The 24892-nt window shown below is 51.5% G+C and carries 22 protein-coding genes and 1 pseudogene; 12 read left to right on the forward strand and 11 right to left on the reverse strand.

The window, feature by feature from the left end; all coding sequences use genetic code 11:
- Nucleotides 1-52: 52 nt before the first annotated feature.
- The 7 genes and pseudogenes from ACLJNW_RS13775 to ACLJNW_RS13805 all read right to left on the reverse strand — a co-directional run.
- Nucleotides 53-811 (reverse strand): DeoR/GlpR family DNA-binding transcription regulator, encoded by a 759-nt coding sequence (locus ACLJNW_RS13775; protein WP_001068171.1) that lies wholly within the window; start codon nt 809-811, stop codon nt 53-55.
- Nucleotides 798-1661: a Cof-type HAD-IIB family hydrolase gene (locus ACLJNW_RS13780; protein ID WP_023204795.1), complete on the reverse strand. Its 864-nt coding sequence runs from the start codon at nt 1659-1661 to the stop codon at nt 798-800. Before ACLJNW_RS13780 ends, ACLJNW_RS13775 begins: the two co-directional genes overlap by 14 nt.
- A gap of 16 nt (nt 1662-1677) precedes the next feature.
- Nucleotides 1678-2517: a hypothetical protein gene (locus ACLJNW_RS13785; protein WP_000472332.1), complete on the reverse strand. Its 840-nt coding sequence runs from the start codon at nt 2515-2517 to the stop codon at nt 1678-1680.
- A gap of 23 nt (nt 2518-2540) precedes the next feature.
- On the reverse strand, nt 2541-4130 hold the full coding sequence (locus ACLJNW_RS13790) for a PTS sugar transporter (protein WP_000716849.1): 1590 nt from the start codon (nt 4128-4130) through the stop codon (nt 2541-2543).
- Nucleotides 4131-4558: 428 nt separating this feature from the next.
- Complete coding sequence (locus ACLJNW_RS13795; RefSeq protein WP_000587742.1) at nt 4559-5287, reverse strand: hypothetical protein; 729 nt, start codon at nt 5285-5287, stop codon at nt 4559-4561.
- Nucleotides 5288-5865: 578 nt separating this feature from the next.
- Complete coding sequence (locus ACLJNW_RS13800) at nt 5866-6153, reverse strand: DapH/DapD/GlmU-related protein (protein WP_001675416.1); 288 nt, start codon at nt 6151-6153, stop codon at nt 5866-5868.
- Between the two features lie 30 nt (nt 6154-6183).
- Nucleotides 6184-6410, reverse strand: a pseudogene (locus ACLJNW_RS13805) (hypothetical protein); the annotation flags it as partial.
- 322 nt (nt 6411-6732) lie between these two features.
- Here ACLJNW_RS13805 and ACLJNW_RS13810 point away from each other — a divergent pair.
- The gene (locus ACLJNW_RS13810) at nt 6733-7080 is read left to right on the forward strand and encodes a Mor transcription activator family protein (RefSeq protein ID WP_000615248.1); all 348 of its coding nucleotides are present in this window, start codon (nt 6733-6735) and stop codon (nt 7078-7080) included.
- 130 nt (nt 7081-7210) lie between these two features.
- Here the strand turns inward: ACLJNW_RS13810 and lysC are convergent, their stop codons facing one another.
- A complete protein-coding gene (gene lysC, locus ACLJNW_RS13815; RefSeq protein ID WP_023204798.1) occupies nt 7211-8560 on the reverse strand; it encodes a lysine-sensitive aspartokinase 3 in 1350 nt (449 codons plus the stop codon).
- A gap of 344 nt (nt 8561-8904) precedes the next feature.
- On the opposite strand from lysC, the gene pgi reads away from it, so the two are divergent.
- The 6 genes from pgi (at nt 8905) to psiE (ending at nt 15325) form a co-directional block, all read left to right on the forward strand.
- Nucleotides 8905-10554, forward strand: a complete 1650-nt coding sequence (pgi, locus tag ACLJNW_RS13820; RefSeq protein ID WP_000790037.1) for a glucose-6-phosphate isomerase — start codon at nt 8905-8907, stop codon at nt 10552-10554.
- A gap of 443 nt (nt 10555-10997) precedes the next feature.
- Complete coding sequence (gene yjbE / locus ACLJNW_RS13825) at nt 10998-11240, forward strand: exopolysaccharide production protein YjbE (RefSeq protein WP_001541297.1); 243 nt, start codon at nt 10998-11000, stop codon at nt 11238-11240.
- 63 nt (nt 11241-11303) lie between these two features.
- Nucleotides 11304-11942: a YjbF family lipoprotein gene (locus ACLJNW_RS13830; RefSeq protein WP_000824812.1), complete on the forward strand. Its 639-nt coding sequence runs from the start codon at nt 11304-11306 to the stop codon at nt 11940-11942.
- The gene (locus ACLJNW_RS13835) at nt 11939-12676 is read left to right on the forward strand and encodes a capsule biosynthesis GfcC family protein (RefSeq protein WP_000977968.1); all 738 of its coding nucleotides are present in this window, start codon (nt 11939-11941) and stop codon (nt 12674-12676) included. Before ACLJNW_RS13830 ends, ACLJNW_RS13835 begins: the two co-directional genes overlap by 4 nt.
- On the forward strand, nt 12676-14772 hold the full coding sequence (locus tag ACLJNW_RS13840) for a YjbH domain-containing protein (protein WP_000750804.1): 2097 nt from the start codon (nt 12676-12678) through the stop codon (nt 14770-14772). The genes ACLJNW_RS13835 and ACLJNW_RS13840 overlap by 1 nt, the downstream gene beginning before the upstream one ends.
- A 142-nt stretch (nt 14773-14914) precedes the next feature.
- Nucleotides 14915-15325, forward strand: a complete 411-nt coding sequence (psiE, locus tag ACLJNW_RS13845) for a phosphate-starvation-inducible protein PsiE (RefSeq protein WP_000982750.1) — start codon at nt 14915-14917, stop codon at nt 15323-15325.
- A gap of 165 nt (nt 15326-15490) precedes the next feature.
- Here psiE and malG read toward each other — a convergent pair whose 3' ends face one another.
- The 3 genes from malG to malE all read right to left on the reverse strand — a co-directional run bounded on the left by malG (nt 15491) and on the right by malE (nt 19262).
- Nucleotides 15491-16381: a maltose ABC transporter permease MalG gene (gene malG / locus ACLJNW_RS13850; protein ID WP_001252081.1), complete on the reverse strand. Its 891-nt coding sequence runs from the start codon at nt 16379-16381 to the stop codon at nt 15491-15493.
- Between the two features lie 14 nt (nt 16382-16395).
- Entirely contained in the window at nt 16396-17940 is a 1545-nt protein-coding gene (gene malF / locus ACLJNW_RS13855) for a maltose ABC transporter permease MalF (protein ID WP_000382570.1), read from the reverse strand.
- Nucleotides 17941-18071: 131 nt separating this feature from the next.
- The gene (gene malE / locus ACLJNW_RS13860) at nt 18072-19262 is read right to left on the reverse strand and encodes a maltose/maltodextrin ABC transporter substrate-binding protein MalE (RefSeq protein WP_024154484.1); all 1191 of its coding nucleotides are present in this window, start codon (nt 19260-19262) and stop codon (nt 18072-18074) included.
- Between the two features lie 360 nt (nt 19263-19622).
- On the opposite strand from malE, the gene malK reads away from it, so the two are divergent.
- The 5 genes from malK to ubiA all read left to right on the forward strand — a co-directional run bounded on the left by malK (nt 19623) and on the right by ubiA (nt 24824).
- Nucleotides 19623-20732, forward strand: a complete 1110-nt coding sequence (gene malK / locus ACLJNW_RS13865) for a maltose/maltodextrin ABC transporter ATP-binding protein MalK (protein ID WP_000179176.1) — start codon at nt 19623-19625, stop codon at nt 20730-20732.
- Between the two features lie 88 nt (nt 20733-20820).
- The gene (locus ACLJNW_RS13870) at nt 20821-22179 is read left to right on the forward strand and encodes a maltoporin (RefSeq protein WP_000973678.1); all 1359 of its coding nucleotides are present in this window, start codon (nt 20821-20823) and stop codon (nt 22177-22179) included.
- Nucleotides 22180-22342: 163 nt separating this feature from the next.
- Complete coding sequence (malM, locus tag ACLJNW_RS13875) at nt 22343-23260, forward strand: maltose operon protein MalM (protein WP_000782497.1); 918 nt, start codon at nt 22343-22345, stop codon at nt 23258-23260.
- 180 nt (nt 23261-23440) lie between these two features.
- Nucleotides 23441-23938 carry a chorismate lyase gene (gene ubiC / locus ACLJNW_RS13880; RefSeq protein WP_000019230.1) on the forward strand — a complete coding sequence of 166 codons (498 nt, stop codon included), beginning with the start codon at nt 23441-23443 and terminating at the stop codon, nt 23936-23938.
- A gap of 13 nt (nt 23939-23951) precedes the next feature.
- Complete coding sequence (ubiA, locus tag ACLJNW_RS13885) at nt 23952-24824, forward strand: 4-hydroxybenzoate octaprenyltransferase (protein ID WP_000455249.1); 873 nt, start codon at nt 23952-23954, stop codon at nt 24822-24824.
- Nucleotides 24825-24892 lie beyond the last annotated feature (68 nt).

Consider the following 24892-nt stretch of genomic DNA (forward strand, 5'->3'; position numbering starts at 1 on the left):
TCAGTTAGCCGATGCATTTAGTCTACGGCAATACGCAACGGGCGGATAGCGCTCAGTCAGCAATCCGCAGCTTTCCGGCGAAATCCTGTGGCGTATAACCCGTTGACGTAAATCCTTTATCCGTGATGATGTTATCGATTTCTTTTACGCTTGCGATGCACATCACACCGTCCTGACCAAATTTGGTATGGTCGGCGAGAATCACTGATTTTTTGCTCATCGCAATCATGGCTTTGGCAACGTAGGCTTCTTCAAAGCTCTTCACCAACACGCCATGCTGGGGAGAAATGCCGCCAGCGCCAATAAAACAGATATCCGCGTGAATTGCGTTAATCTGCTGACACACCGAGACGCCGAGGTTGGCGCGAAAATGGTAATCATATTCGCCGCCTAATACATACACGCGGGCCTGCAGGTTATGCTCTTTAATTTTATCGGCAATCAGGGCTGAATTGGTAATCACGGAAAAAGCGAGAGGCGGTAATTGCTCGGCCAGAATAAGGTTAGTTGTACAGGAGTCAATAAACAATGTATCCCGTTCACTGACCATTTCGGCGGCAAGTTTGCCAATCGCTATTTTCTCTTCGCGATGCGCCTCTATTCTTGCGCTAAACGCATCCTCCTGGACAACTTGCTTTTTGACTGCGCCCCCATGAATCTTAGTGATTTTGCCTTCTGATTCCAGTAAGGAGAGATCGCGACGAATGGTTTCCGAGGTGACGTTGAGCATTTCCGATAATTTAATAACGGTGACTTCACCGAATTTGTTTAATTCATCAAGAATATGTTTTCGTCTTTTAATTGGATTCATTATCTTTCGCCGCCGTCAACCTTTGGCGCATGGTAACTGGATGCGTAAGGCAACGCAACCACTCCAACGCATGGACGATACCCTCCTCATCATTCGTGGCAGTCACATAGTCGGCCTGCCGCTTTACTGCATCCGGCGCGTTGCCCATTGCGATGCTGATTCCGGCGGCGGCAAACATGCTGACATCATTCTGCTGATCGCCAATCGCGACCACCTTGTCAGAAGATATATTTAAATAATGAATTAATTGTTCTATTATGCACCCTTTATTTACATCGGTTCTTTGAATATCAATATAATTTTCTCCCGTGACGACCGCATAATATCCATAAGGCAGGTGATTATTCACTTCTGTACACAGTGTATCTATCTCCGAAGATGCGGCAACAAGGGTAATTTTATATATATCGCGACGATTAAAGATATTTTCTGTAGTTGCAGTTATAAGCGGTAACTCAAATAAGCGGGATTCATATGTTGTCCAGGGCGCAATCAGTCTATCGTCACGATGGTGAATTGCTTCAGCGCTAAAAAAATGGTGGTGATAGCGGGAAAGAGAAATATGCTGGTCAATATTCCACAGATCTGTGGCGGACAACGGAGCAGCATGAATAATGCGCTGCCCCGCCATCTCCAGAAGGTGTCCGCAGTTAAAACCGGCGCACCAGCTAAACAACCTATCAACCTGTTGTTGGCGTAGCAGGCGTACCATTGAGGAGACCGGTCTGGCGGAACATGCCGCCAGTAGACCACCGTCCTGGCGGAACGCAATCAGCGCCTGACGCGTGCGCGGGCTGATTGTTTTCTGCGAGGTGAGTAATGTTCCATCCAGATCGGTGATTAACAACATCTCTCGTTCCCTGATATCAATGAACAATAAACGGCGTAACGGCTTCTTTGGCGGCGTTGCACACCATGTTGTCGATAGCCGTACCGACCACCAAAATATTGACTCCGGTATCTTTAAACGCTTTCGCGTTGGCGAGGTTAATCCCGCCTTCCGCCAGCGTCGGAACATCCACCGCGCCGACCAACGCCCGCAGGCGATCTTTAATCATCTGCGGGATATCGCCTGCCGCTACGCCTTCATAGCTCATGCCGGTCATCAGACCAATCATATCCACGCCGATATCCTGCATCCGCTTCGCCACGCTGGCGACCTCTTCCGGCGTGCGTGCAGGAATACCGAAAGTATGCAGATCGTCAGGATGGCCAATATAGGCATCGACGGTCAGACCATATTGATGGGCGAGATTAACGATGTCCTGCAGATCGTCCCAGTCGGATTTATGCGTATGTAAACCGTCGGCTCCAGCGCGGGCAATCTCCAGAATTTCCGTTTCGCTGAGCGGCACCGGTAAGGTTTCGGTAAAACCGCCGGCGATACCAACGGTGATAAAAATATCGTCCGGGACCACATTACGCACACCGTGTACGGCCTCAGCCATCTGGCTATTGGTGATTTCGTGACGAATCTGCTCCGCCGCGTGCATGTTGCTCACGCCTTTGTGTCCACGCGCCAGCGCCAACGCGGGGTGGTTCGGCTCCAGAAGCTTAACGCCAGCCTCACACACGGCTTTCGCCAGGCGCGCATCGTCGCCGGTTATTCCTGTGCTGAGGATGGTTTGCCCACCGTGAAGCGTGATGGCTTCTTTCACTTTCTGTAACGCTTTGGCGCGTTTTTTATTCATATCGCCTTTAAACATGGTGTACCTCTGGTGTTGGTGCATTAATTAACGGCTGTCGTTGTTGATTCGCTCTGTACGACAGGTTTGAAACGGTTAGCAATAATGGTGGTAAGGCAGGTCATAGCCATTGTGGCAATCATTACGATGGCCATCTGGAGCGCATTGCTGGATAAGAACGGTGAGGCGAAAGCCGGAACATAGGCCACGCCTTTGACGTTAAAAAAGCCCAGCATCATGCCGCCCATTCCGGCCCAAAAAATGGCGGAGCCAAAAACAATTTTGTTGGCGAACATGAAGGGATAGGCGGATTCAACAAAGGTGCCAAAACCCAGGTTAATGAGCAGGCCCGGCGTAGCAACGGCAGCTTCGCTTTTTTCACGCGGGGCGATCACATTGGCAAGGTTAATACCTGCGGCCACCATCACCAGACCGACCATATCGACCGCGCCGAGGAAGCTGACGCCGGATTTTTCCATCTCCAGCAGCACCAACGGCAGGATCACCGCGTGATAGACGCCGCCGAGAATGGCAGGCCAGATAACCAGACCAGCCAGCAGCCCGGCAAGAATTGGGCTGAATGCCAGCGTGCTTTCGATAGCTAGTTTGATGTAATTACCCGCAGATAGCGCCAGCGGACTCAGCAGATAGTGCATGATTAACCCAGCGGCAAGGCCCGATATCCCACCGGCGACGATGTTGACGGTAGTCATTGGGAAGCGCCAGTTCAGGCACAGCTCGAACAGCCAACGGACGAAAATCCCCGCCATTACACCGCCGATAATGCCGCCGATCAGTCCGCCCTCTACGGAAAGCACGCCAGCGACGACCCCGGCCACAATTGAAACTTCATCCAGTTCGGAAATCTGTTTTGCCGCCAGTACCGCGACTAACACTGGCAGACCTTTTAATAAGATTTCAAAGATATCGTTAAGTTTTTCCAGTCCTGGTATGTGGCTCAGGGCGAGTACAATCGCCATGGCGATAAAGCCTGGTAGCGCAGGGATCATGATGCTACGAATGTTAAAACGTTTGAGCAGGCTTTTTCCGGAACCGCTCTGCGAGGGCGAAGCGCTACCCAACTGTGGTTTGTACTTGATACCCCAATGTTTACACAGCGACGCCACGAAGGAGACGGCGCGGGTACGGCTGGTGGTGCCAGTTGTTCCGGAGGTCGCGACCACATTCGCCCCCTTTGCCGCCACCAGCGCCATGGAGGTTCCCCCGGTGCCGACAATCGGTGTTTTCATCTCAACGGCGGCGGCAAAAACGGCCTGGTTCGCCTTTACCGGATCAGCGCTCATTACCACGATCCCATCGATCTCACCGCGGCGGATCATCTCAGCGATTTGGCGATCGCTTTCTACTACCGAGGTGTTTACCTCCGAAAGTTTGCCCTGAAATATGCGCTGTGGTTTTTGTTGGTTTTCTGTGGTTAATGCATAAACCGATGCCGGGGTATCCGGTTTGGCGACGTCCATCGAGGCTTCTGCCGCGATAAACTGTACGGCGGCCACATTCACGCCCGCAGCCTCACACTGCTGATAAATTTCCTGGAGTAACTTCTCTGGCTCGGCGCCACCCAGGTTGTAGAGGTTGCCTCCACTGCTTCCAATAATCGCAATTTTTTTCATAGCGGCCTCAAATAGGGTAAGGGGGTTATCTGTGTTGTAGTGCAATCATAATTCCAACTAAAACAAAATAAAGCAACAATGAAAAGGTGGTTTTATACCAAATGATCTCAATTTTCAAATGTAACTCACTAAAATATAATGATTAATTTGTGTTTTTGCTTTATGTTGTTTCGTGTGGTTTTGTGACGAGGTTCAAAATGAGGAGTGCATAAATAGGGGAAAGCTGCCCATGTTGATGGGACGAGTAGGGTGTTGCGGATTCCTGAGCAGTATTCCGCCGGCAGCGCCTGGCGCGGGAACCGCCGGGTGACGCGCCTGCGTCGCCATCCGGCAACGCATCGCCCGATGGCGCTTACGCTACCGTATTAGAAACATATAGAGGTTCTGGTGGCGCAAAGAAAAGCGCCGGCATTGAAGAGAAGGAAGCTTTAACGCAGTGATAACTTATATTGTTTCACTTTGCTTTGGATTGTGTTTTTTAAACTAAAATAAGGCACCCAAGGCAATGCTGTGTTCCAGGGGCGAGGGGAACCATGAAAACAGACTATGCTTACTCCGTCAGGTAATTTTCCATTACCTGTCCCATCGTATAGTTCAGGGTTAAAACCAATCATTTTTGGTGTTGCTATATTAGCTTTGTAACTAATAATTTTTCCGGGTAAGATGTTTTGCCATCTTTCAGCATCTTGACATATTCTGCCGATAAATCCTTGATCGCCATGATAGGGCGGGGTTCTTATGGCATTGATTTCCTTTTCAGGATTTTTCATAAATTCATCCCACACATTTTTTTTTGCGGGTGCAGGAATAAACATAATACCTGTTGCTGGCGCAACTGAAGCACCATGCTGAGAAAAGTCATTAAGTAATGTTATTTTTTTCATAGTTGTCAGAGGAGTAATATCTCCCACAACAACGCTATCTATATCAATATAGAGAATATCCTCATTACCAAGAACAGGATGCAGTGGATTGAAAAGTTCTAGTTTTGCCCACCATCCTGGCCAATCATACAAAAGAGGCGCTGTATTTACCCCTTTTATCTTTAGCGCATCTGTTAAACAAACAGAATCATAACCTTTGAGCTGCTTATGTAACCATTGAGCATGTTTTGTGGTGAAGTCTTTGCTTTGTCTGAGCACAGAAACAATAATCATTATATTCCCCGGTGAATATTAGGTGTTTTTAGCCATGTTCCACTATATTTAATGTGCTTTATATTGCAACAAAATTAGTGTTCATATGGTTATTGAAGTTTAATTACATTCAAGATGTGAATGTAATTAATTTGTTTATAATGTTATTAATATATGTAATGTAAGTTGATAAATGTTTTAATGATTGTTTTGTCTTTTATATTTCCATGGGGAGATATAAAATAAGAGTTGGGATGGGAGTGATCTTATTTCCCCTTTTTGTTTCTGGTGGTTTTTATGTTGCTGAATTGGATTAAACACTTCAGTGTTTAAAGCGCGAGGTCCGCAGTATTTTTATCCATCTTCTCAGGCAACCGGGAGGCAGGTATCCCGGAGTTGGACAGACTGCAGTGATGTTACGAGAACGATGCCCGATAGCGTTTACGCTACCGGGCCTTACTAAACGCTCTATCAGAATAGTGATGTAGACATCAGGTCAGAGAATGAACTTAACAATCATTCACAAAAGAAATGTTTTATTTTTAGTCTATTAACCTGACGAGAAAAGTCTATAAAATATTGCAATCTTAAGATTTAGATTAATCCCATTTTTTGTGATTTATTACTGGGATTACTTCTGATGTTTTTTTTGTAATATATATGCTATTTGCTGGAATGCTCTTATTTACAAATGACATTGCTCCAATAGTAACATTATCACCGATAGTAATAGAGCCTATAATGCAGGTGTTGGCTCCTATATCTACATTATTGCCAATAATAATGAAATCATCTTCTTTTAAACCTTGCTTGTTCCCTACTGTTGTATTTTGCTTAAGCGATAAATTACAACCGATACGAGCCTTTTTCGTGATGACGATCCCCATGTGATGCGGAATATCCAAACCATAGCCGATTACTGCTCCCAGCTCTATATCAATTCCAAATTTGGAATTTAGTTTGCGATTAATCCATAATCCAGTTTTTTTCTGTTTTTTTGAACCATAGATATACATCTCATTTGCCAGACGCCACCAAAATAAAAAATTACGTCGGCGATTGTTATTGGCCTGCATAAGTAATCGACATAATGAAAATTCATTCCTGCGAATAATCTCATGCCGCCAGTATTCCCGTAATCCACTTCCTTTTTTAGATATGGAAAATAATAAGCAATGTAAGAGTTTGATTTTTTCTTCCTCCAATGAAGAAAGCTAACTTGTTAAATAAATGTTATTATCGTAGGAGGTTCACGTATCAATTGGTAAAAATACTATAAGATGGTTTTTTATAATACTTCATTTGCTATGCAAACTGAACATTCTTTTAATTTATAATTAAATGCCGTTGATAGTAAATATTTATATATATTTTGAATGTATTGATAAGTAGTTATTGCACCGTTTTTTACGCTTCCCTTTTTGGTGCCGTCACGGGGAGCATGGTGCTGGATATGGAGATAAAATATGATTCAGAAATCAAAAGAAATGGTTCGGCTTCCGGAGATTATTAACGATCTGGCGTTTCATGCGTCGCAGGTGCTTATTGAAAGCATGAATATTGATAGCGCGTCAGCCGAAAATGCCGGTCAGGCAATTGCTGACAGAATGATGCGCAACTGGGGCGGGCAAAGCATTTATTTCCCCAAAGGTATCTCTGGCCGGGCCTCGGAACGGGATTATCAGATTTACAGCGAGTGCGATGGGCGTAATTATGCGGAGCTGGCCAAAAAGTACAATTTAACACTGCAGTGGATCTATAAAATCGTTAAGCGGGTCCACACGGAAAAACAGCACCAGCGGCGTATGCTGTAAGCGATATCGGGTATGGCGTATAGCGACAAGCGCTATACGCCGGGAGCTGCGACAGGCCGGATAAGGCGCTTGCGTCGCCATCCGGCAGCGTATTGCCTGATAGCGCTCACCCGCTGTCGTGTCAGGGCGATTATTCAAATAAGTTCTGATGTAGCTTTTGCACCACTTTCTCGGCATCGTCTCCCGGCACGAGGAAGCACAGATTGTGGCTGGAGGCGCCGTAACAAATCATGCGAATGTTGAACGGTTCCAGGACGCCAAACACTTCTTTACCAACACCGCAGGCTTTTGACAGGTTGTTGCCAATCAGCGCGACCAGCGCCAGTCCTTCTTCGACTTCTACCCGACACAGCGCGGAAAGCTCCATCAATAAGGATTGGGTCAGTAACGTATCGCCCGTGGAGGTGGAGCCGGTAGTATCCAGCGTCAGCGCGACGCTCACCTCCGAAGTGGTAATCAGATCTACCGAAATATTATGCCGTGCCAGAATGCCGAACACCTCTGCCAGGAAACCTCGTGAGTGCAGCATATTCAGGCTGTGCAGCGTCAATAGCGTTTGATTGCGGCGCAGCGCCAGCGCGCGGAACAGCGGCGGGTTTTGGGTTTTATTGCACACCAGCGTACCGCCCGCTTGCGGATCTTTACTGGAGCCAACGAAGACCGGGATATCGCTGCGTACGGCCGGGAGCAAGGTGGCTGGATGCAGTACTTTTGCGCCGAAGGTTGCCATCTCCGCCGCTTCTTCAAAGTCGATCTCATCAATTCGCTGCGCGACGGGCACTACGCGCGGGTCGGTGGTGTAAATACCGGGCACATCTGTCCAGATATCAACTCGCGCGGCATGGAGCGCTTCAGCCAGCAACGCTGCCGTATAGTCGCTGCCGCCGCGGCCTAACGTCGTGGTGCGGCCTTTGCTTTCACTGCCGATAAAGCCCTGAGTAATGACCAACGTTTCGCTCAGGCGCGGGAGCAACTGCTGCGCGGCCAGTTCCGCAAGCGCTGCGACGTCCGGTTCCGCACGACCAAAGCGATCGCTGGTACGCATCACTTTGCGCACGTCGAACCAGTGGGCCTGTACGTCGCGTTCACGCAGGATCTCAACAAATAGCAGGGTAGACATCAGCTCGCCGTGGCTGACCAGTTCATCGGTCAGGGCTGCCGATGTCGCCAGCGATGCCGCCTCCGCCAGAATAGTGATGTTTTCCAGCAGGCGTTCAATCTCTTCGCGAATGGCATTCGGATGACGCAGACGATCAAGGATATCGAACTGGATTTTACGGATGGCGTCGAGCGTAGCGAAACGTTCGCCGGGCTCCATCCCTTCGGCCAGCGCCACCAGCAGATTAGTGATGCCGGCAGACGCGGAAAGCACGACTAAACGAACATTGGCGTCGGAAAGTACGATATCCGCGCTACGGTTCATGGCGTCAAAATCAGCGACGCTGGTACCGCCAAATTTGGAAACAACGATCTCTGTCATATCAACCTCGTGTCAGGAAATGAAAAACGCGACCATGGCACAAGGGCAGAACAGAAACCGGTGCAGGCGCAAATGCAAGTAACGTATTTATAAATAAAAGTTGTGGCCTGGACTGTCAACGTTGGGATTATGCGGATTTTTTATGCTGAGTTTAGGCTCAGTAACAGCGCTTATAACCCCGATACCCATTTGCCGCCTTTCTGCACCTCGAATTATTTAGGGTATATACTTTTTATCCTCATTCGACAGTGCCTGGGGCAACGGCACTAAAACAATCACACTTTTCTGTGACTGGCGTTACAATCGATCCCAGTCACAATTCTCAAATCAGAAGAGTATTGCTAATGAAAAACATCAATCCAACGCAGACTTCTGCCTGGCAGGCGCTCCAGAAACACTACGATGAAATGAAAGACGTTACGATCGCTGAGCTTTTCGCGAACGATAGCGACCGTTTCGCTAAATTTTCCGCGACGTTTGACGATCTGATGCTGGTGGATTTCTCCAAAAACCGCATCACCGAAGAGACGCTGGCAAAATTACAGGATCTGGCGAAAGAGACCGATCTGGCCGGCGCGATTAAATCCATGTTCTCCGGCGAGAAGATCAACCGCACCGAAGACCGCGCCGTGCTGCACGTGGCGCTGCGTAACCGTAGCAATACGCCGATCATTGTGGACGGCAAAGATGTGATGCCGGAAGTGAACGCCGTACTTGAGAAGATGAAAACTTTCTCGCAAGCAATTATCTCCGGTCAGTGGAAAGGCTACACCGGTAAGGCCATCACCGACGTGGTGAACATCGGTATCGGCGGTTCCGACCTCGGCCCGTTCATGGTGACCGAAGCGCTGCGTCCGTATAAAAATCATCTGACTATGCACTTCGTCTCTAACGTCGATGGTACCCACATCGCTGAAGTGCTGAAGAAAGTGAACCCTGAAACCACGCTGTTCCTGGTCGCGTCGAAAACTTTCACCACCCAGGAAACCATGACCAACGCCCACAGCGCGCGCGACTGGTTCCTGAAAACTGCAGGCGATGAAAAACACGTGGCGAAACACTTTGCTGCGCTCTCCACCAACGCCAAAGCGGTCGGCGAATTTGGTATCGACACGGCCAATATGTTCGAGTTCTGGGACTGGGTCGGTGGTCGTTACTCGCTGTGGTCTGCCATCGGGCTGTCCATTATTCTGTCCGTCGGTTTCGACAACTTTGTCGAGCTGCTTTCCGGCGCGCACGCGATGGACAAGCATTTCTCCACCACTCCGGCGGAGAAAAACCTACCCATTCTGCTGGCGTTGATTGGCATCTGGTACAACAATTTCTTCGGCGCGGAAACCGAAGCCATTCTGCCGTATGACCAGTATATGCACCGTTTCGCCGCCTACTTCCAGCAGGGTAACATGGAATCCAACGGTAAATACGTTGACCGTAACGGCAACGCCGTGGATTACCAGACAGGCCCAATTATCTGGGGCGAACCAGGCACCAACGGTCAGCACGCGTTTTATCAATTGATTCACCAGGGTACTAAAATGGTGCCGTGTGATTTTATCGCCCCGGCTATCACCCATAACCCGCTATCCGATCATCATCAGAAGCTGCTGTCTAACTTCTTCGCGCAGACCGAAGCGCTGGCGTTTGGTAAATCCCGCGAGGTGGTTGAGCAGGAATATCGCGATCAGGGTAAAGATCCGGCGCAGCTTGAACACGTTGTGCCATTCAAAGTGTTTGAAGGCAACCGCCCGACCAACTCTATCCTGCTGCGCGAAATTACGCCGTTCAGCCTGGGCGCACTGATTGCGTTGTATGAGCATAAAATCTTTACGCAGGGCGTCATCCTGAACATCTTTACTTTCGACCAGTGGGGCGTTGAGTTGGGTAAACAGTTGGCTAACCGTATTCTGCCGGAGTTGGGCGATGATAAAGCTATTTCGTCCCATGATAGCTCTACTAACGGTCTGATTAACCGTTATAAAGCCTGGCGCGCCTGATGGCACTGCGCTTATCCGGTCTACGTAATGCATAGCGTCTGTAGGCCGGGTAAGGCGTTTCGCCGCCATCCGGCAAAAAGAGAATAAGATAATAAAAAGGCCGATATTCACATCGGCTTTTTTTATAAGATAATTCCGCTTGTCCGTCTTTATCCCCACAGTTTTATATTGAGCTTAATCCTAAAATAAGCAATAACCAGAAAATCACTCTGCGTTATTTTCAGATTATACGGATGCTGATGTCTTTTAGTTTAATTTTAACTTATTGATTTTATTTGTTTGTTAATTAAATAATGTAGGCGTTACTTCTTTAAAGTTTAATTATCCTAAAACTTCGATGTTATTTCTCCCGGACATAATCCGCCTGCTTTGGTTGTGTATACTCGGTAGCGCCCGAAATTCTTTTGGGTAAATCTCCATTCATTCAATGAAGGGAAATTATGATGAAAAAAGTACTGTATGGCATTTTTGCCATAACCGCGCTTGCGGCGACATCTGTCTCGGCAGCCCCCGTTCAGGTGGGTGAAGCGGCAGGGTCGGCAGCGACGTCGGTATCGGCGGGAAGCTCCTCCGCCACCAGCGTTAGCACCGTAAGTTCGGCGGTGGGCGTCGCGTTAGCGGCAACCGGCGGCGGCGATGGTTCCAATACCGGGACCACGACCACCACGACCACCAGTACCCAGTAGTATCGGTACGTTTAACCATAACCACACTCCGGTGTGGTTATTTTGCCCCTCTGGAGAAGCGTCGTGAAGCGACTCGCACTTATCCTGATTTGCCTGCTATTACAGGCGTGTTCGGCCACCACTAAAGGCCTGGGCGATTCACTGTGGGACAGTTTGTTCGGTACGCCAGGCGTACAGCTAACGGATAACGATATTCAAAACATGCCGTATGCCAGCCAGTACATGCAGCTTAACGGCGGTCCTCAACTGTTTGTGGTGCTCGCTTTCTCGGAAAACGGGCAGCAGAAATGGGTGACGCAGGATGGCGCGACGATCGTGACGCAGCATGGCCGTCTGGTCAAAACTCTGCTCGGCGGCGACAACCTGATCGATGTGAATAATCTGGCGACCGACCCGCTGGCGAAACCAGGACAGATTATCGATGGCGCGACCTGGACTCGCACCCTGGGCTGGACCGAACATCGCCAGGTGCGTTACGCCACCGCCCGTTCCGTTTTTACATGGCGAGGGACCGATAGCGTTAGCGTCGGCAGTGAAGAGACCGCCGTGCGGGTGCTGGATGAAGAAGTGACGACCGATCAAACGCGCTGGCGTAATCGCTACTGGGTTGATAGCGAAGGCCAAATTCGCCAGACGGAACAGTATCTGGGCGCGAATTACTTTCCGGTGAAAACCACGCTGATTAAGGCGGCAAAATCATGATGAAAAGGACGATAAGCGCGCTGGCGCTGGCCTTTGTCGCGTCATCCGCCTTTGCCAGCGGCACTGTTACCGTTTTTACCCAGGGTAATAGCGAGCCTAAAACGCTGACAGACGCTGAGCGTCTGCTCGATTTAGTCGGACAGCCGCGCCTGGCAACGAGCTGGTGGCCTGCGGCGGTGATAGGCGAAGAACAGGCGACCGTGACGGCGCGTCAGCAGCAGCAGGAACTTCTCGGGCGACTGGCGGCGCTCGGCGCTGAGGAAGACGGCGATGCGGCGGCGGCGATAAACACACTGCGCCGACAGATTCAGGCGGTGAAGGTGACGGGCAGACAATTCGTGAATCTTGATCCTGACGTGGTGCGGGTGAGCGAACGTGGTAACCCGCCGCTGCAAGGTCACTACACGCTCTGGGTCGGGCCGCAACCCACGCAGGTGACGCTCTTTGGCTTGATTAGCCAGCCGGGCAGCCAGCCGTTCGTCCCTGGGCGGGACGTCGCCAGTTATCTTGAGGATCAGCGCTTACTCAGCGGCGCGGATCGTAGCTATGCCTGGGTGGTTTACCCTGATGGACGCAGCCAAAAAGCGCCGGTGGCTTACTGGAATAAGCGTCATATCGAGCCGATGCCCGGCAGCATTATTTTTGTCGGTTTTGCCGATTCCCTTTGGCGCGGCACGCCGGAGGCGATAAATGCCGACATTCTTCATACCCTGACGCAGCGGATACCGGAATAATGAAAAAAACACATCTGCTCAGCGTGCTGGCGCTGGGTATTAGCGCGGCCTGCCATGCCGAAACATATCCAGCCCCTGTTGGACCTTCACAATCTGACTTTGGCGGCGTGGGCCTGCTGCAAACGCCGACAGCGCGTATGGCGCGTGAAGGGGAGATGAGTCTGAACTATCGCGATAACGATCAGTACCGCTACTACTCGGCTTCGGTTCAGCTTTTCCCGTGGCTGGAAACCACGTTGCGCTATACCGATGTCCGTACGAAAAAGTACAGCAGCGTGGAATCATTCTCCGGTGACCAGACTTACAAAGATAAAGCGTTTGATGTGAAACTGCGGTTGTGGGAAGAGAGTTACTGGATGCCGCAGGTGGCGGTTGGCGCGCGCGATATCGGCGGGACGGGGCTGTTTGATGCGGAATATATTGTAGCGAGTAAGGCCTGGGGGCCATTTGATTTTTCATTAGGTCTCGGCTGGGGCTATCTTGGCACCAGCGGCAATGTGTCTAATCCTTTCTGTTCGTATAGTGATAAATTCTGTTCGCGTGATAACAGTTATAAAGAGGCAGGTTCCGTCGACGGTAGCGATATGTTTCACGGCCCGGCTTCGCTGTTTGGCGGCGTGGAATACCAGACCCCGTGGCAACCGCTACGCCTGAAGCTGGAGTATGAAGGCAATAACTATCAGCAGGATTTTGCGGGTAAACTGGAACAGAAGAGCAAGTTTAACGTCGGCGCCATTTACCGCGTCACCGATTGGGCCGACGTTAACCTCAGCTACGAGCGCGGCAACACCTTTATGTTTGGCGTTACGCTGCGCACCAATTTCAACGATTTACGTCCCGCGTATCATGACAATTCACGCCCGCAATACCGACCACAGCCGCAGGATGCCATCCTGCAACATTCGGTAGTGGCTAATCAATTAACGTTATTGAAATATAATGCCGGTCTGGCGGACCCGAAAATCCAGGTCAAAGGCGATACGCTGTACGTTACCGGCGAACAGGTGAAGTACCGCGACTCCCGTGAAGGGATCGTGCGCGCTAACCGGATCGTCATGAACGATCTGCCGGAGGGGATCCGCACGATCCGCGTGACGGAAAACCGCCTTAATCTGCCGCAGGTCACCACTGAAACCGATGTCGCCAGCCTGAAACGCCATCTGGAAGGCGAACCGCTGGGACATGAAACTCCGCTGGCGCAAAAACGCGTGGAGCCGATCGTGCCAGAGAGTACTGAACAGGGTTGGTATATCGACAAGTCGCGCGTTGATTTTCATCTTGATCCCGTGCTGAATCAGTCGGTAGGCGGCCCGGAAAACTTCTATATGTATCAGCTGGGCGTAATGGGAACTGCGGATCTGTGGGTCACGGATCATCTGCTCACCACGGGCAGCGTGTTTGCCAATATCGCCAACAACTACGACAAATTTAACTACACCAATCCGCCGAAGGACTCGCATCTGCCGCGGGTGCGTACGCATGTCCGTGAGTATGTGCAGAACGATGTTTATGTGAATAACCTACAGGCCAACTACTTCCAGTATTTTGGCAATGGTTTCTATGGGCAGGTCTATGGCGGTTATCTGGAGACCATGTTTGGCGGTGCCGGGGCGGAAGTCCTGTATCGCCCGGTAGACAGCAATTGGGCGTTTGGCCTGGATGCCAACTACGTGAAACAGCGTGACTGGCGTAGCGCGCAGGATATGATGAAGTTTACCGATTACAGCGTGAAGACCGGACATTTGACCGCATACTGGACGCCGTCGTTCGCCCAGGATGTGCTGGTGAAAGCCAGCGTTGGTCAGTATCTGGCGGGCGATAAAGGCGGTACGCTGGAGATCGCCAAACGCTTCGATAGCGGCGTCGTTGTCGGCGGTTACGCGACGATTACCGATGCGTCGCCGGATGAATATGGGGAAGGGGATTTTACCAAAGGCGTATATGTTTCCGTGCCGCTGGATATCTTCTCGTCCGGCCCAACCCGAAGTCGTGCGGCAATTGGCTGGACGCCGCTGACGCGTGACGGTGGTCAACAGCTTGGCCGTAAGTTTGGCCTGTATGATATGACCAGTGACAGGAGCGTAAATTTCCGTTAATACTCAGGCCGGATAAGGCGTTCACGGCGCTATCCGGCAAATTATCTTATTGAACAAAATATAAACATAAATAAAAAATATAGATGCCCGTCACATTTGTGCGTTATACAGAAACCTCGCCGCAGAGAAAGAGGGGGCTGTTATGATGCCATTATCGCGCTCACGTCTTGAGTTTATCGCCACGATTTTACAAAACGTACTAAATTTGGGGCTGCTTACCCTCGGCCTGATCCTGGTCGTTTTTCTCGGTAAAGAGACGGTTCATCTGGCGGATGCATTATTCGTGCCTGAGCAAGCCAGCAAATATGAACTGGTGGAAGGGCTGGTGATCTACTTTCTTTATTTCGAATTTATTGCGCTGATTGTGAAGTACTTTAAGTCTGGCTTTCACTTTCCGCTGCGCTATTTCGTGTACATTGGGATCACGGCGATTGTGCGCCTGATCATTGTCGATCATAAAACGCCAATGGATGTATTACTCTATTCGGCGGCGATCCTCCTGTTGGTTATCACGTTGTGGTTATGTAATTCGAACCGACTACGGCGAGAATAGGCGTCGCCACACCGTAACGGACGTATGGCGTGGCAATAAATCAGCTGCTGTCTATAACGCATAAAAAAAGCGCTCCGAAGAGCGCCAAAATACGACCATAAGTGGGGATAACATAACTTGAGGGCAGTGGCATTGCCCGTTGCCGGGCAGGTACTTCGATAAAACTTAACCTTTCACACCCCCAGCCGTCAGGCCGTTGACCAGCCAACGTTGCGCCAACAGGAACACCAGGGTGATAGGAATAGCTGAAAGGACGGCGGCGGCGGCAAAGTCGCCCCACAAATAGTTTTGCGGGTTGAGATATTGCTGCATACCCACGGCCAGCGTATAGCTGTCCACATCGCGCAGTAACAACGAGGCGACCGGAACTTCGGTAATCGCTGCGATGAACGACAGAATAAACACCACCGCCAGAATCGGTACGGAAAGCGGCAGCAGCACCAGGCGAAACGCCTGCCACGGGGTTGCGCCATCCAGCGCGGCGGCCTCTTCCAGCGAACTGTCGATAGTTTCGAAGTAGCCTTTAATCGTCCAGACATGCAGCGCGATGCCGCCAAGATAGGCGAAGATCACGCCGCCATGCGTATTCAGACCGATAAATGGAATGTATTGTCCCAGGCGATCAAATAACGCATACAGCGCTACCAGAGACAAAACCGCCGGAAACATCTGGAAAATCAGCATCCCTTTGAGCAGTGTTGCTTTACCTGGAAAACGCATTCGTGCGAAAGCGTAGGCGCAGGTGGTGGAGAGCGCCACGATGCCGATGGCGGTAATACCGGCGATTTTCACCGAGTTCCACAGCCACAGCAGGACCGGGAAGGGAGGCGGCGTTACCCGACCATCCGCATGTTCCACGCTGAAACCCAGCGCCAGCCGCCAGTGTTCCCAGGAGATTTTGTCCGGGATCAGGCTTCCGGTGGCGAAGTTCCCTTCACGTAGCGAGATAGCGATGACCATCAGCAGCGGGAACATAATCGCCGCGATGAAAATCAGCAGCCCCAGGTGCGTGATGAAGAGACGCAGTTTCTGAGATTTGGGTTGGACCATAGCCATTGTTATTATCTCCCTTAATCAAACTTCATACGCGTGGCTTTCAGGTTCACTATTGCCAGCGCGCCTACCAGCAGGAAGATCAGCGTGGCAATGGCCGCCGCCAGACCGAAGTCCTGACCGCCGCCGCCTTCAAAGGCGATACGGTAGGTGTAGCTGACGAGTAGATCGGTATAACCGGCAGGCGTGGTGGTGCCGAGACGGTCTGGCCCGCCGTTGGTCAATAACTGAATCAGGACAAAGTTATTAAAGTTAAAGGCGAAGCTGGCGATCATCAGCGGCGTTAGCGGCTTAATCAGCAGCGGTAAGGTGATCTTAAAGAAATTCTGAAATGGACCGGCGCCGTCCATTGCGGAGGCTTCGTACAGGTCATCCGGAATCGCTTTCAGCAGTCCCATGCACAGGATCATCATGTAGGGATAGCCCAGCCAGGTATTCACGATAATCACCATTGCCCGCGCGGTGTTGGGGTCGCTGAACCAGGCAGGTTTAATGCCGAACAGCGCGCTCAGCATCATATTGATTTCACCAAAGCTTTGGTTGAATAACCCTTTGAAAATCAAAATTGAAATAAACGACGGTACGGCGTAGGGCAGAATCAGCAGGACGCGGTAGATAGCTTTACCTTTCAGCGCTTCCCACTGTACGAGGCAGGCCAATACCATCCCAACCGCCACGGTTAACACCACAGTGAGGACCGAAAAGACCACGGTCCAGACGAAGATAGCGAAAAAGGGCTTCTGGATCCCTTCGTCGGTAAAGACGCGCGTAAAGTTTTTCGCGCCGATAGTAACGGTATAACCAGGACTGAGTTTTTCATCACCCCAGCTTCCGTCGGCGTTGATCGACTGATAATAACCGCTATCGTTGTTTGGCCGGTATTTTACGCCGCTCTGGTTATTGGTCAGCAGGCCGTCATCAGCCAGTGTGTACAGCGGACGGGTACCGGAAAACTGACGCAGCGAGCTCATAATCACTTTGCTTTCATCCGGCAGGACGGCGGTTATCTGGTTCAGCGCCAGACGGTTCTGGGTGATTATTCGCAGATTGGCGCGTTCGCCGCCCGGCAGGGCATCGGTCTCTTTCAGCTGTAATTTTTGTTCGCCGCCGAAGGAAAATGCGTCAGACAGGTAATGTTTGCCCGTTTCTCCGTCGGTGAGGGCCAGTTGCCACTCGTCGCCGCTCGGGTAAAGACCGAAGTTATAGGTTTTTCCTGCCTGATAAGAACGGTCCATCAGCACTTGCTGGGCGCGTTCAAAGGTGAGCTGGTTGGTGCTGCTGTAGTTAGTAAAGGCGATAGCGATGGTGCACACCAGCGGGAATAGCACAAATAGCCCCATGCCGGCGAGGCCAGGGTAAACGTAGCGCCAGGCATAGGTTTTACGATTTGCGAAAATATACAGGCCAGCAGAGCTTAAAATCAGCGTCATGATGGCGAACAGATACTCCCCTTGTACGTACATTAAAACTACAAGGTAACCCACCAGCAGGCCCAGCAGACCAATTACTGACCATTTAAGCTGGTCACTTTGCCACCAGTGTTTCTTTTTAATGACATCCATGGGGATTTTCCTCTACAGCGTTGAAACTTCCTGGCCGGAGATGTGCCTGATGGCGTTGCGCTTATCAGGCCTACGGTGTGTTGTAGGCCGGATAAGGCATTTATGCCGCCATCCGGCACAGGCTCGCGGCATTACTTAGTGATACGGCTTTGTGCATCTTTCAGCGCGGCATCCACGGTTTGACGGCCGCTGGCGGCGTTAATCACAGCCGTACGTACCGCATACCAGAAGGCGGACATCTGCGGAATATTCGGCATGATCTCGCCTTTCTGGGCGTTATCCATGGTGGCGGCGATACGGGGGTCTTTCGCTAACTGCTCCTGGAAAGATTTCAGCGCCACGGCGCCCAGCGGTTTATCTTTGTTCACCGCTTCCAGACCCTGATCGGTCAGCAGGTAGTTTTCGAGGAACTCTTTCGCCAGCTCTTTATTCGGGCTGGCAGCGTTAATTCCCGCGCTCAGCACGCCGACGAACGGTTTCGAGAGTTTACCTTTGAAGGTCGGCAGCAGGGTGACACCGTAGTTGACTTTGCTCTTGTCGATGTTCGACCATGCCCACGGACCGTTGATGGTCATTGCCGTTTCGCCTTTATTGAAGGCTGCTTCGGCGATGGAGTAATCGGTATCGGCGCTCATATTTTTGTTCTTGATCATATCGATCAGGAAAGTCAGGCCCGCTTTCGCGCCGGCGTTGTCGACGCCAACGTCTTTCACGTCATACTTGCCGTTTTCAAATTTGAACGCGTAACCGCCGTCAGCGGCGATCAAAGGCCAGGTGAAATACGGCTCTTGCAGGTTGAACATTATCGCCGACTTCCCTTTCGCTTTTAGCTCTTTATCCAGCGCCGGGATCTCTTCCCAGGTTTTCGGCGGGTTCGGGACGAGGTCTTTGTTATAAATCAGGGAGAGGGCTTCAACGGCGATGGGGTAGGCGATCAGCTTGCCGTTATAACGTACCGCATCCCAGGTGAACGGATAGAGTTTGTCCTGAAACGCTTTATCCGGAGTGACCTCCGCCAGCAGACCAGACTGCGCGTAGCCGCCAAAACGGTCGTGCGCCCAGAAGATAATGTCAGGACCGTCGCCGGTGGCTGCCACCTGCGGGAATTTCTCTTCCAGCTTATCCGGGTGCTCAACGGTCACTTTAATGCCGGTGTCTTGCTCAAATTTTTTACCGACCTCGGCCAGACCGTTATAACCCTTGTCGCCGTTGATCCAGATAACCAGTTTACCTTCTTCAATTTTGGCGAGAGCCGGGGCGGAAATCATCATCGTCGTAAGTGCGGATAATGCGAGGATGCCTACGCCAGTTTTAATCTTCATATCTCCCATCCTTTTTGGTGATGTACACAGAGGTGGTTTAACGGTCTCTAGTTTCTTTATACGACAACCTCTTTCCATCCTCCCTACCCCTACGCCCCACCCCGACTTTATGTGATCTGTGTTGCATAAATGTGAGTAATGCGTGCTGGCGCACACAAAAACACGCCGATTTTTGCGGGTGGCATCACGAAATTCCTTTTCTGTTCGCGCCCGTGGTCTCAGGCGCTGTGTCCTCATCCTCCCGCCTCCTCCCCCATAAAAAAGCCGGGGGTGGAGGATTTACCCCAGTCAGGGATCGCGCATAGTCAGGCCATCATGAATGTTGCTGTCAATGACAGGTTGTAACGAAGGGAGAAGGGCATGGCGAGCGTACAGCTACGAAATGTAACGAAAGCCTGGGGTGACGTGGTGGTATCGAAAGATATTAACCTCGATATCCATGACGGGGAGTTCGTGGTGTTTGTCGGACCGTCAGGCTGTGGTAAATCGACCTTGCTGCGTATGATCGCCGGGCTTGAAACCATCACCAGTGGCGACCTGTTTATCGGGGAAACCCGTATGAATGATATTCCGCCTGCCGAGCGCGGCGTGGGCATGGTATTCCAGTCTTATGCGCTCTATCCCCATCTCTCCGTTGCAGAAAACATGTCTTTCGGCCTCAAGCTGGCGGGCGCCAAAAAAGAGGTAATGAATCAACGCGTCAACCAGGTGGCGGAAGTGCTGCAACTGGCGCATCTGCTGGAACGTAAGCCAAAAGCGCTTTCCGGCGGGCAGCGTCAGCGCGTAGCGATTGGCCGCACGCTGGTGGCGGAGCCGCGTGTGTTTTTGCTGGATGAACCGCTCTCTAACCTGGACGCCGCGCTGCGCGTGCAGATGCGTATTGAAATTTCTCGCCTGCATAAACGTCTGGGCCGCACGATGATTTACGTCACCCACGATCAGGTCGAGGCGATGACGCTGGCCGACAAAATCGTGGTGCTGGACGCCGGTCGCGTCGCTCAGGTCGGTAAGCCGCTGGAGCTGTACCACTATCCGGCGGACCGCTTTGTCGCGGGCTTCATCGGCTCGCCGAAGATGAACTTCCTGCCGGTGAAAGTGACCGCCACCGCGATTGAACAAGTCCAGGTCGAACTGCCGAATCGCCAGCAAATCTGGCTGCCGGTCGAAAGTCGCGGCGTGCAGGTCGGCGCCAATATGTCTTTAGGCATTCGGCCGGAACACCTGCTGCCGAGCGATATCGCCGATGTCACCCTGGAAGGCGAAGTCCAGGTGGTCGAGCAGTTAGGGCACGAAACACAAATTCATATCCAGATCCCCGCCATCCGTCAAAACCTGGTTTATCGCCAGAATGACGTGGTGTTGGTAGAAGAGGGCGCCACATTCGCTATCGGCCTGCCGCCAGAGCGCTGTCATCTGTTCCGCGAGGATGGCAGCGCATGTCGTCGTCTGCATCAAGAGCCGGGTGTTTAAGGCCTCCATAAAAAAACGAAACGCAAAACCATTCGCAGTTTTAGAAGGTGGCAGCGTTTAAAGAAAAGCAATGATCTCAGGAGATAGAATGATGATTACTCTGCGCAAACTCCCACTGGCGGTTGCTGTCGCAGCGGGCGTAATGTCCGCTCAGGCAATGGCTGTCGATTTCCACGGTTACGCCCGTTCCGGTATTGGCTGGACGGGAAGCGGCGGCGAACAACAGTGTTTCCAGGTGACCGGTGCACAAAGTAAATACCGTCTCGGTAACGAATGTGAAACCTATGCGGAACTGAAACTGGGCCAGGAAGTGTGGAAAGAGGGCGATAAGAGCTTCTATTTCGACACCAACGTCGCCTATTCGGTTAACCAGCAGAACGACTGGGAATCGACCGATCCCGCCTTCCGCGAAGCGAACGTGCAGGGTAAAAACCTGATTGAATGGCTGCCGGGCTCTACCATCTGGGCCGGTAAGCGCTTCTATCAGCGTCATGACGTACACATGATCGACTTCTACTACTGGGATATTTCAGGTCCTGGCGCAGGTATCGAAAATATCGATCTGGGCTTCGGTAAGCTTTCACTGGCGGCGACCCGGTCTACTGAAGCGGGCGGCTCTTACACCTTCAGCAGCCAGAATATTTATGATGAAGTGAAAGATACCGCTAACGACGTCTTTGACGTACGTCTGGCTGGTCTGCAAACGAACCCGGACGGCGTACTGGAGCTGGGCGTTGATTACGGCCGCGCCAATACGACCGATGGTTATAAGCTGGCTGATGGGGCATCGAAAGACGGCTGGATGTTCACCGCCGAACACACGCAAAGCATGTTGAAAGGCTATAACAAGTTTGTCGTGCAATATGCCACCGATGCCATGACCACGCAGGGTAAAGGCCAGGCGCGCGGTTCCGACGGTTCTTCATCTTTCACTGAAGAATTGCCTGATGGAACCAAAATTAATTATGCCAATAAGGTCATCAATAATAATGGCGATATGTGGCGTATTTTGGACCATGGCGCCATCTCGCTTGGTGATAAATGGGATTTGATGTACGTCGGTATGTACCAGAATATCGATTGGGATAATAACCTGGGTACTGAGTGGTGGACCGTGGGCGTACGTCCAATGTACAAGTGGACGCCAATCATGAGTACCCTGCTGGAAGTCGGCTACGACAACGTGAAATCTCAGCAGACCGGCGATCGTAACAATCAATATAAAATCACCCTGGCGCAACAGTGGCAGGCGGGCGACAGCATCTGGTCGCGTCCGGCTATCCGTATTTTCGCCACCTACGCGAAATGGGATGAGAAATGGGGCTATATCAAAGACGGCGATAACATTTCCCGTTATGCCGCAGCGACTAACTCCGGCATTTCCACCAACAGCCGTGGCGATAGCGATGAGTGGACCTTCGGCGCCCAGATGGAAATCTGGTGGTAATACGATGGTCATCTGACGTAACGAGGGGCGCAAGCCCCTCTGAAACATCAGGTCTGATGATGCTTGTAAGCCGAATAAGGCGCCAGCCGCCATTCGGCGATATGTTTGGGTTGGCGCGCTATTGCCTGGCTACCGCTGAACCCGCCTTATTGAGGTGAGAATAATGAAAATGAAGAAAAGTCTCGTCGCCCTCTGTTTAACCGCAGGGCTGTTCGCCAGCGTGCCGGGTATCAGCCTGGCGGAAGTGAACTATGTACCGCAAAATACCAGCGCCGCGCCCGCTATTCCTGCTGCTGCGCTACAGCAATTAACCTGGACGCCTGTAGATCAGTCAAAAACGCAGTCTACCCAACTGGCGACTGGCGGCCAGCGCCTTGACGTCGCCGGCATTACCGGCCCGGTCGCCGCTTATAGCGTTCCGGCGAATATCGGCGAGCTGACATTAACTCTGACCAGCGAGGTCAATAAGCAAGCCAGCGTTTTTGCGCCAAACGTGTTGATTCTTGACCAAAATATGACGCCTTCGGCGTTCTTCCCCAGCAGTTACTTTACTTATCAGCAGCCGGGCGTCATGAGCGCAGACCGGCTGGAAGGCGTGATGCGCCTGACGCCTGCGTTGGGGCAGCAGAAACTCTATGTTCTGGTGTTTACGACCGAAAAAGATCTTCAGCAAACCACTACGCTGCTCGATCCGGCAAAAGCCTATGCCAAAGGCGTCGGCAACTCTATCCCGGATATTCCCGATCCAGTTGCTCGCCATACCACTGACGGCGTGGTGAAACTGAAGGTGAAAACCAACAGTAGCTCCAGCGTATTGGTCGGGCCGTTGTTTGGCTCGTCCGGTACCGGGCCGGTAACGGTAGGCAATACCGCCGCGCCGGTCGCTGCGCCAGCGCCAGTCGCGCCGAAGAAAAGCGAACCGATGTTGAACGATACGGAAAGCTACTTTAATAAAGCGATTAAGGATGCCGTAGCGAAAGGCGACGTCGATAAAGCGCTGAAACTGCTTGATGAGGCCGAACGTCTGGGATCGACATCTGCCCGTTCCACCTTTATCAGCAGTGTAAAAGGCAAGGGGTAATTGTTTCCCCACAGTGCTGATTTTGCAGCAACTGGTGCGTCTCCTGGCGCACCTTTTTTTGTCATTTCATGCGAATTGTTATTTTTTTGTTGCGCAACAGATCACTTAATTGTGATTGCGCCCCCCGTAATGTCTTTTCTGAGATACAATGACTTTAGGTTATGAATCGGAGAGTAAGGCATGTCACACCCTGCGTTAACGCGACTGCGTGCGCTGCGCTATTTTGATGCGATTCCTGCGCTTGAACCCCATTTGCTGGACTGGCTGTTGCTGGAAGATTCTATGACTAAACGTTTTGAGCAGCAGGGAAAGCGGGTAAGCGTGACGCTGATTCGGGAAGCGTTTGTCGGCCAAAGTGAGGTCGAGGAAGCATCAGGTTTACTGCCATCAGAATCCCGCTACTGGTTACGTGAGATACTGCTTTGCGCTGACGGCGAGCCCTGGCTTGCCGGACGTACCGTGGTACCGGAATCCACGCTGTGCGGACCTGAACAGGTCTTACAACATCTGGGTAAAACCCCGCTTGGACGTTATCTATTTACATCATCGACACTGACCCGCGATTTTATTGAAATTGGACGCGATGCAACGCTGTGGGGGCGCCGCTCTCGACTGCGGTTGAGCGGAAAACCGCTGTTGCTTACCGAGCTTTTTTTACCTGCATCGCCGCTGTACTGAGAGGAAGATAAAGATGGAGTGGAGTCTGACGCAGAGTAAGCTGCTGGCGTTTCACCGTTTGATGCGTACAGATAAGCCTATTGGCGCGTTGCTGCTGCTCTGGCCGACGCTTTGGGCACTATGGGTGGCGACGCCGGGTATGCCTCAGCTGTGGATTTTGGCGGTTTTTGTCGCTGGCGTGTGGTTAATGCGCGCGGCGGGCTGCGTGGTAAATGATTATGCCGATCGTAAATTTGACGGACATGTAAAACGTACGGTCAACCGGCCTTTACCCAGCGGCGCCGTGACAGAGAAAGAGGCGCGCAACCTGTTTGTGGTGCTGGTGCTGCTGGCGTTTCTGTTGGTGCTGACGCTGAACGCCATGACGATTCTGCTTTCCGTGGCGGCGCTGGCGTTGGCCTGGGTTTATCCCTTTATGAAACGCTACACCCACCTGCCGCAGGTCGTGCTGGGGGCCGCTTTCGGCTGGTCAATCCCCATGGCGTTCGCCGCGGTGAGCGAATCCCTGCCGTTGAGCTGCTGGCTGATGTTCCTCGCCAATATTCTCTGGGCGGTGGCTTACGATACGCAATATGCGATGGTCGACAGAGATGATGATATCAAGATAGGCATTAAATCGACTGCGATCCTGTTTGGTCGTTATGACACATTGATTATCGGGATTCTGCAGCTTGGCGTCATGGCGTTAATGGCGCTGATCGGCTGGTTGAATGGTCTGGGATGGGGATATTACTGGGCTGTGCTGGTGGCGGGCGCGCTGTTTGTCTACCAGCAAAAACTGATTGCGAACCGTGAGCGTGAAGCCTGCTTTAAAGCCTTTATGAACAATAACTACGTTGGCCTGGTGCTATTTTTAGGGCTGGCGATGAGTTACTGGCACTTCTGATGTCATGCCGGGCGGACCCGGCCTACAAAGCCAAAATATTCAATACGTCATATCAGTTGCCCGATAAG

Source organism: Salmonella sp. SAL4457 (assembly GCF_046548235.1).
Lineage (GTDB): Bacteria > Pseudomonadota > Gammaproteobacteria > Enterobacterales > Enterobacteriaceae > Salmonella > Salmonella enterica.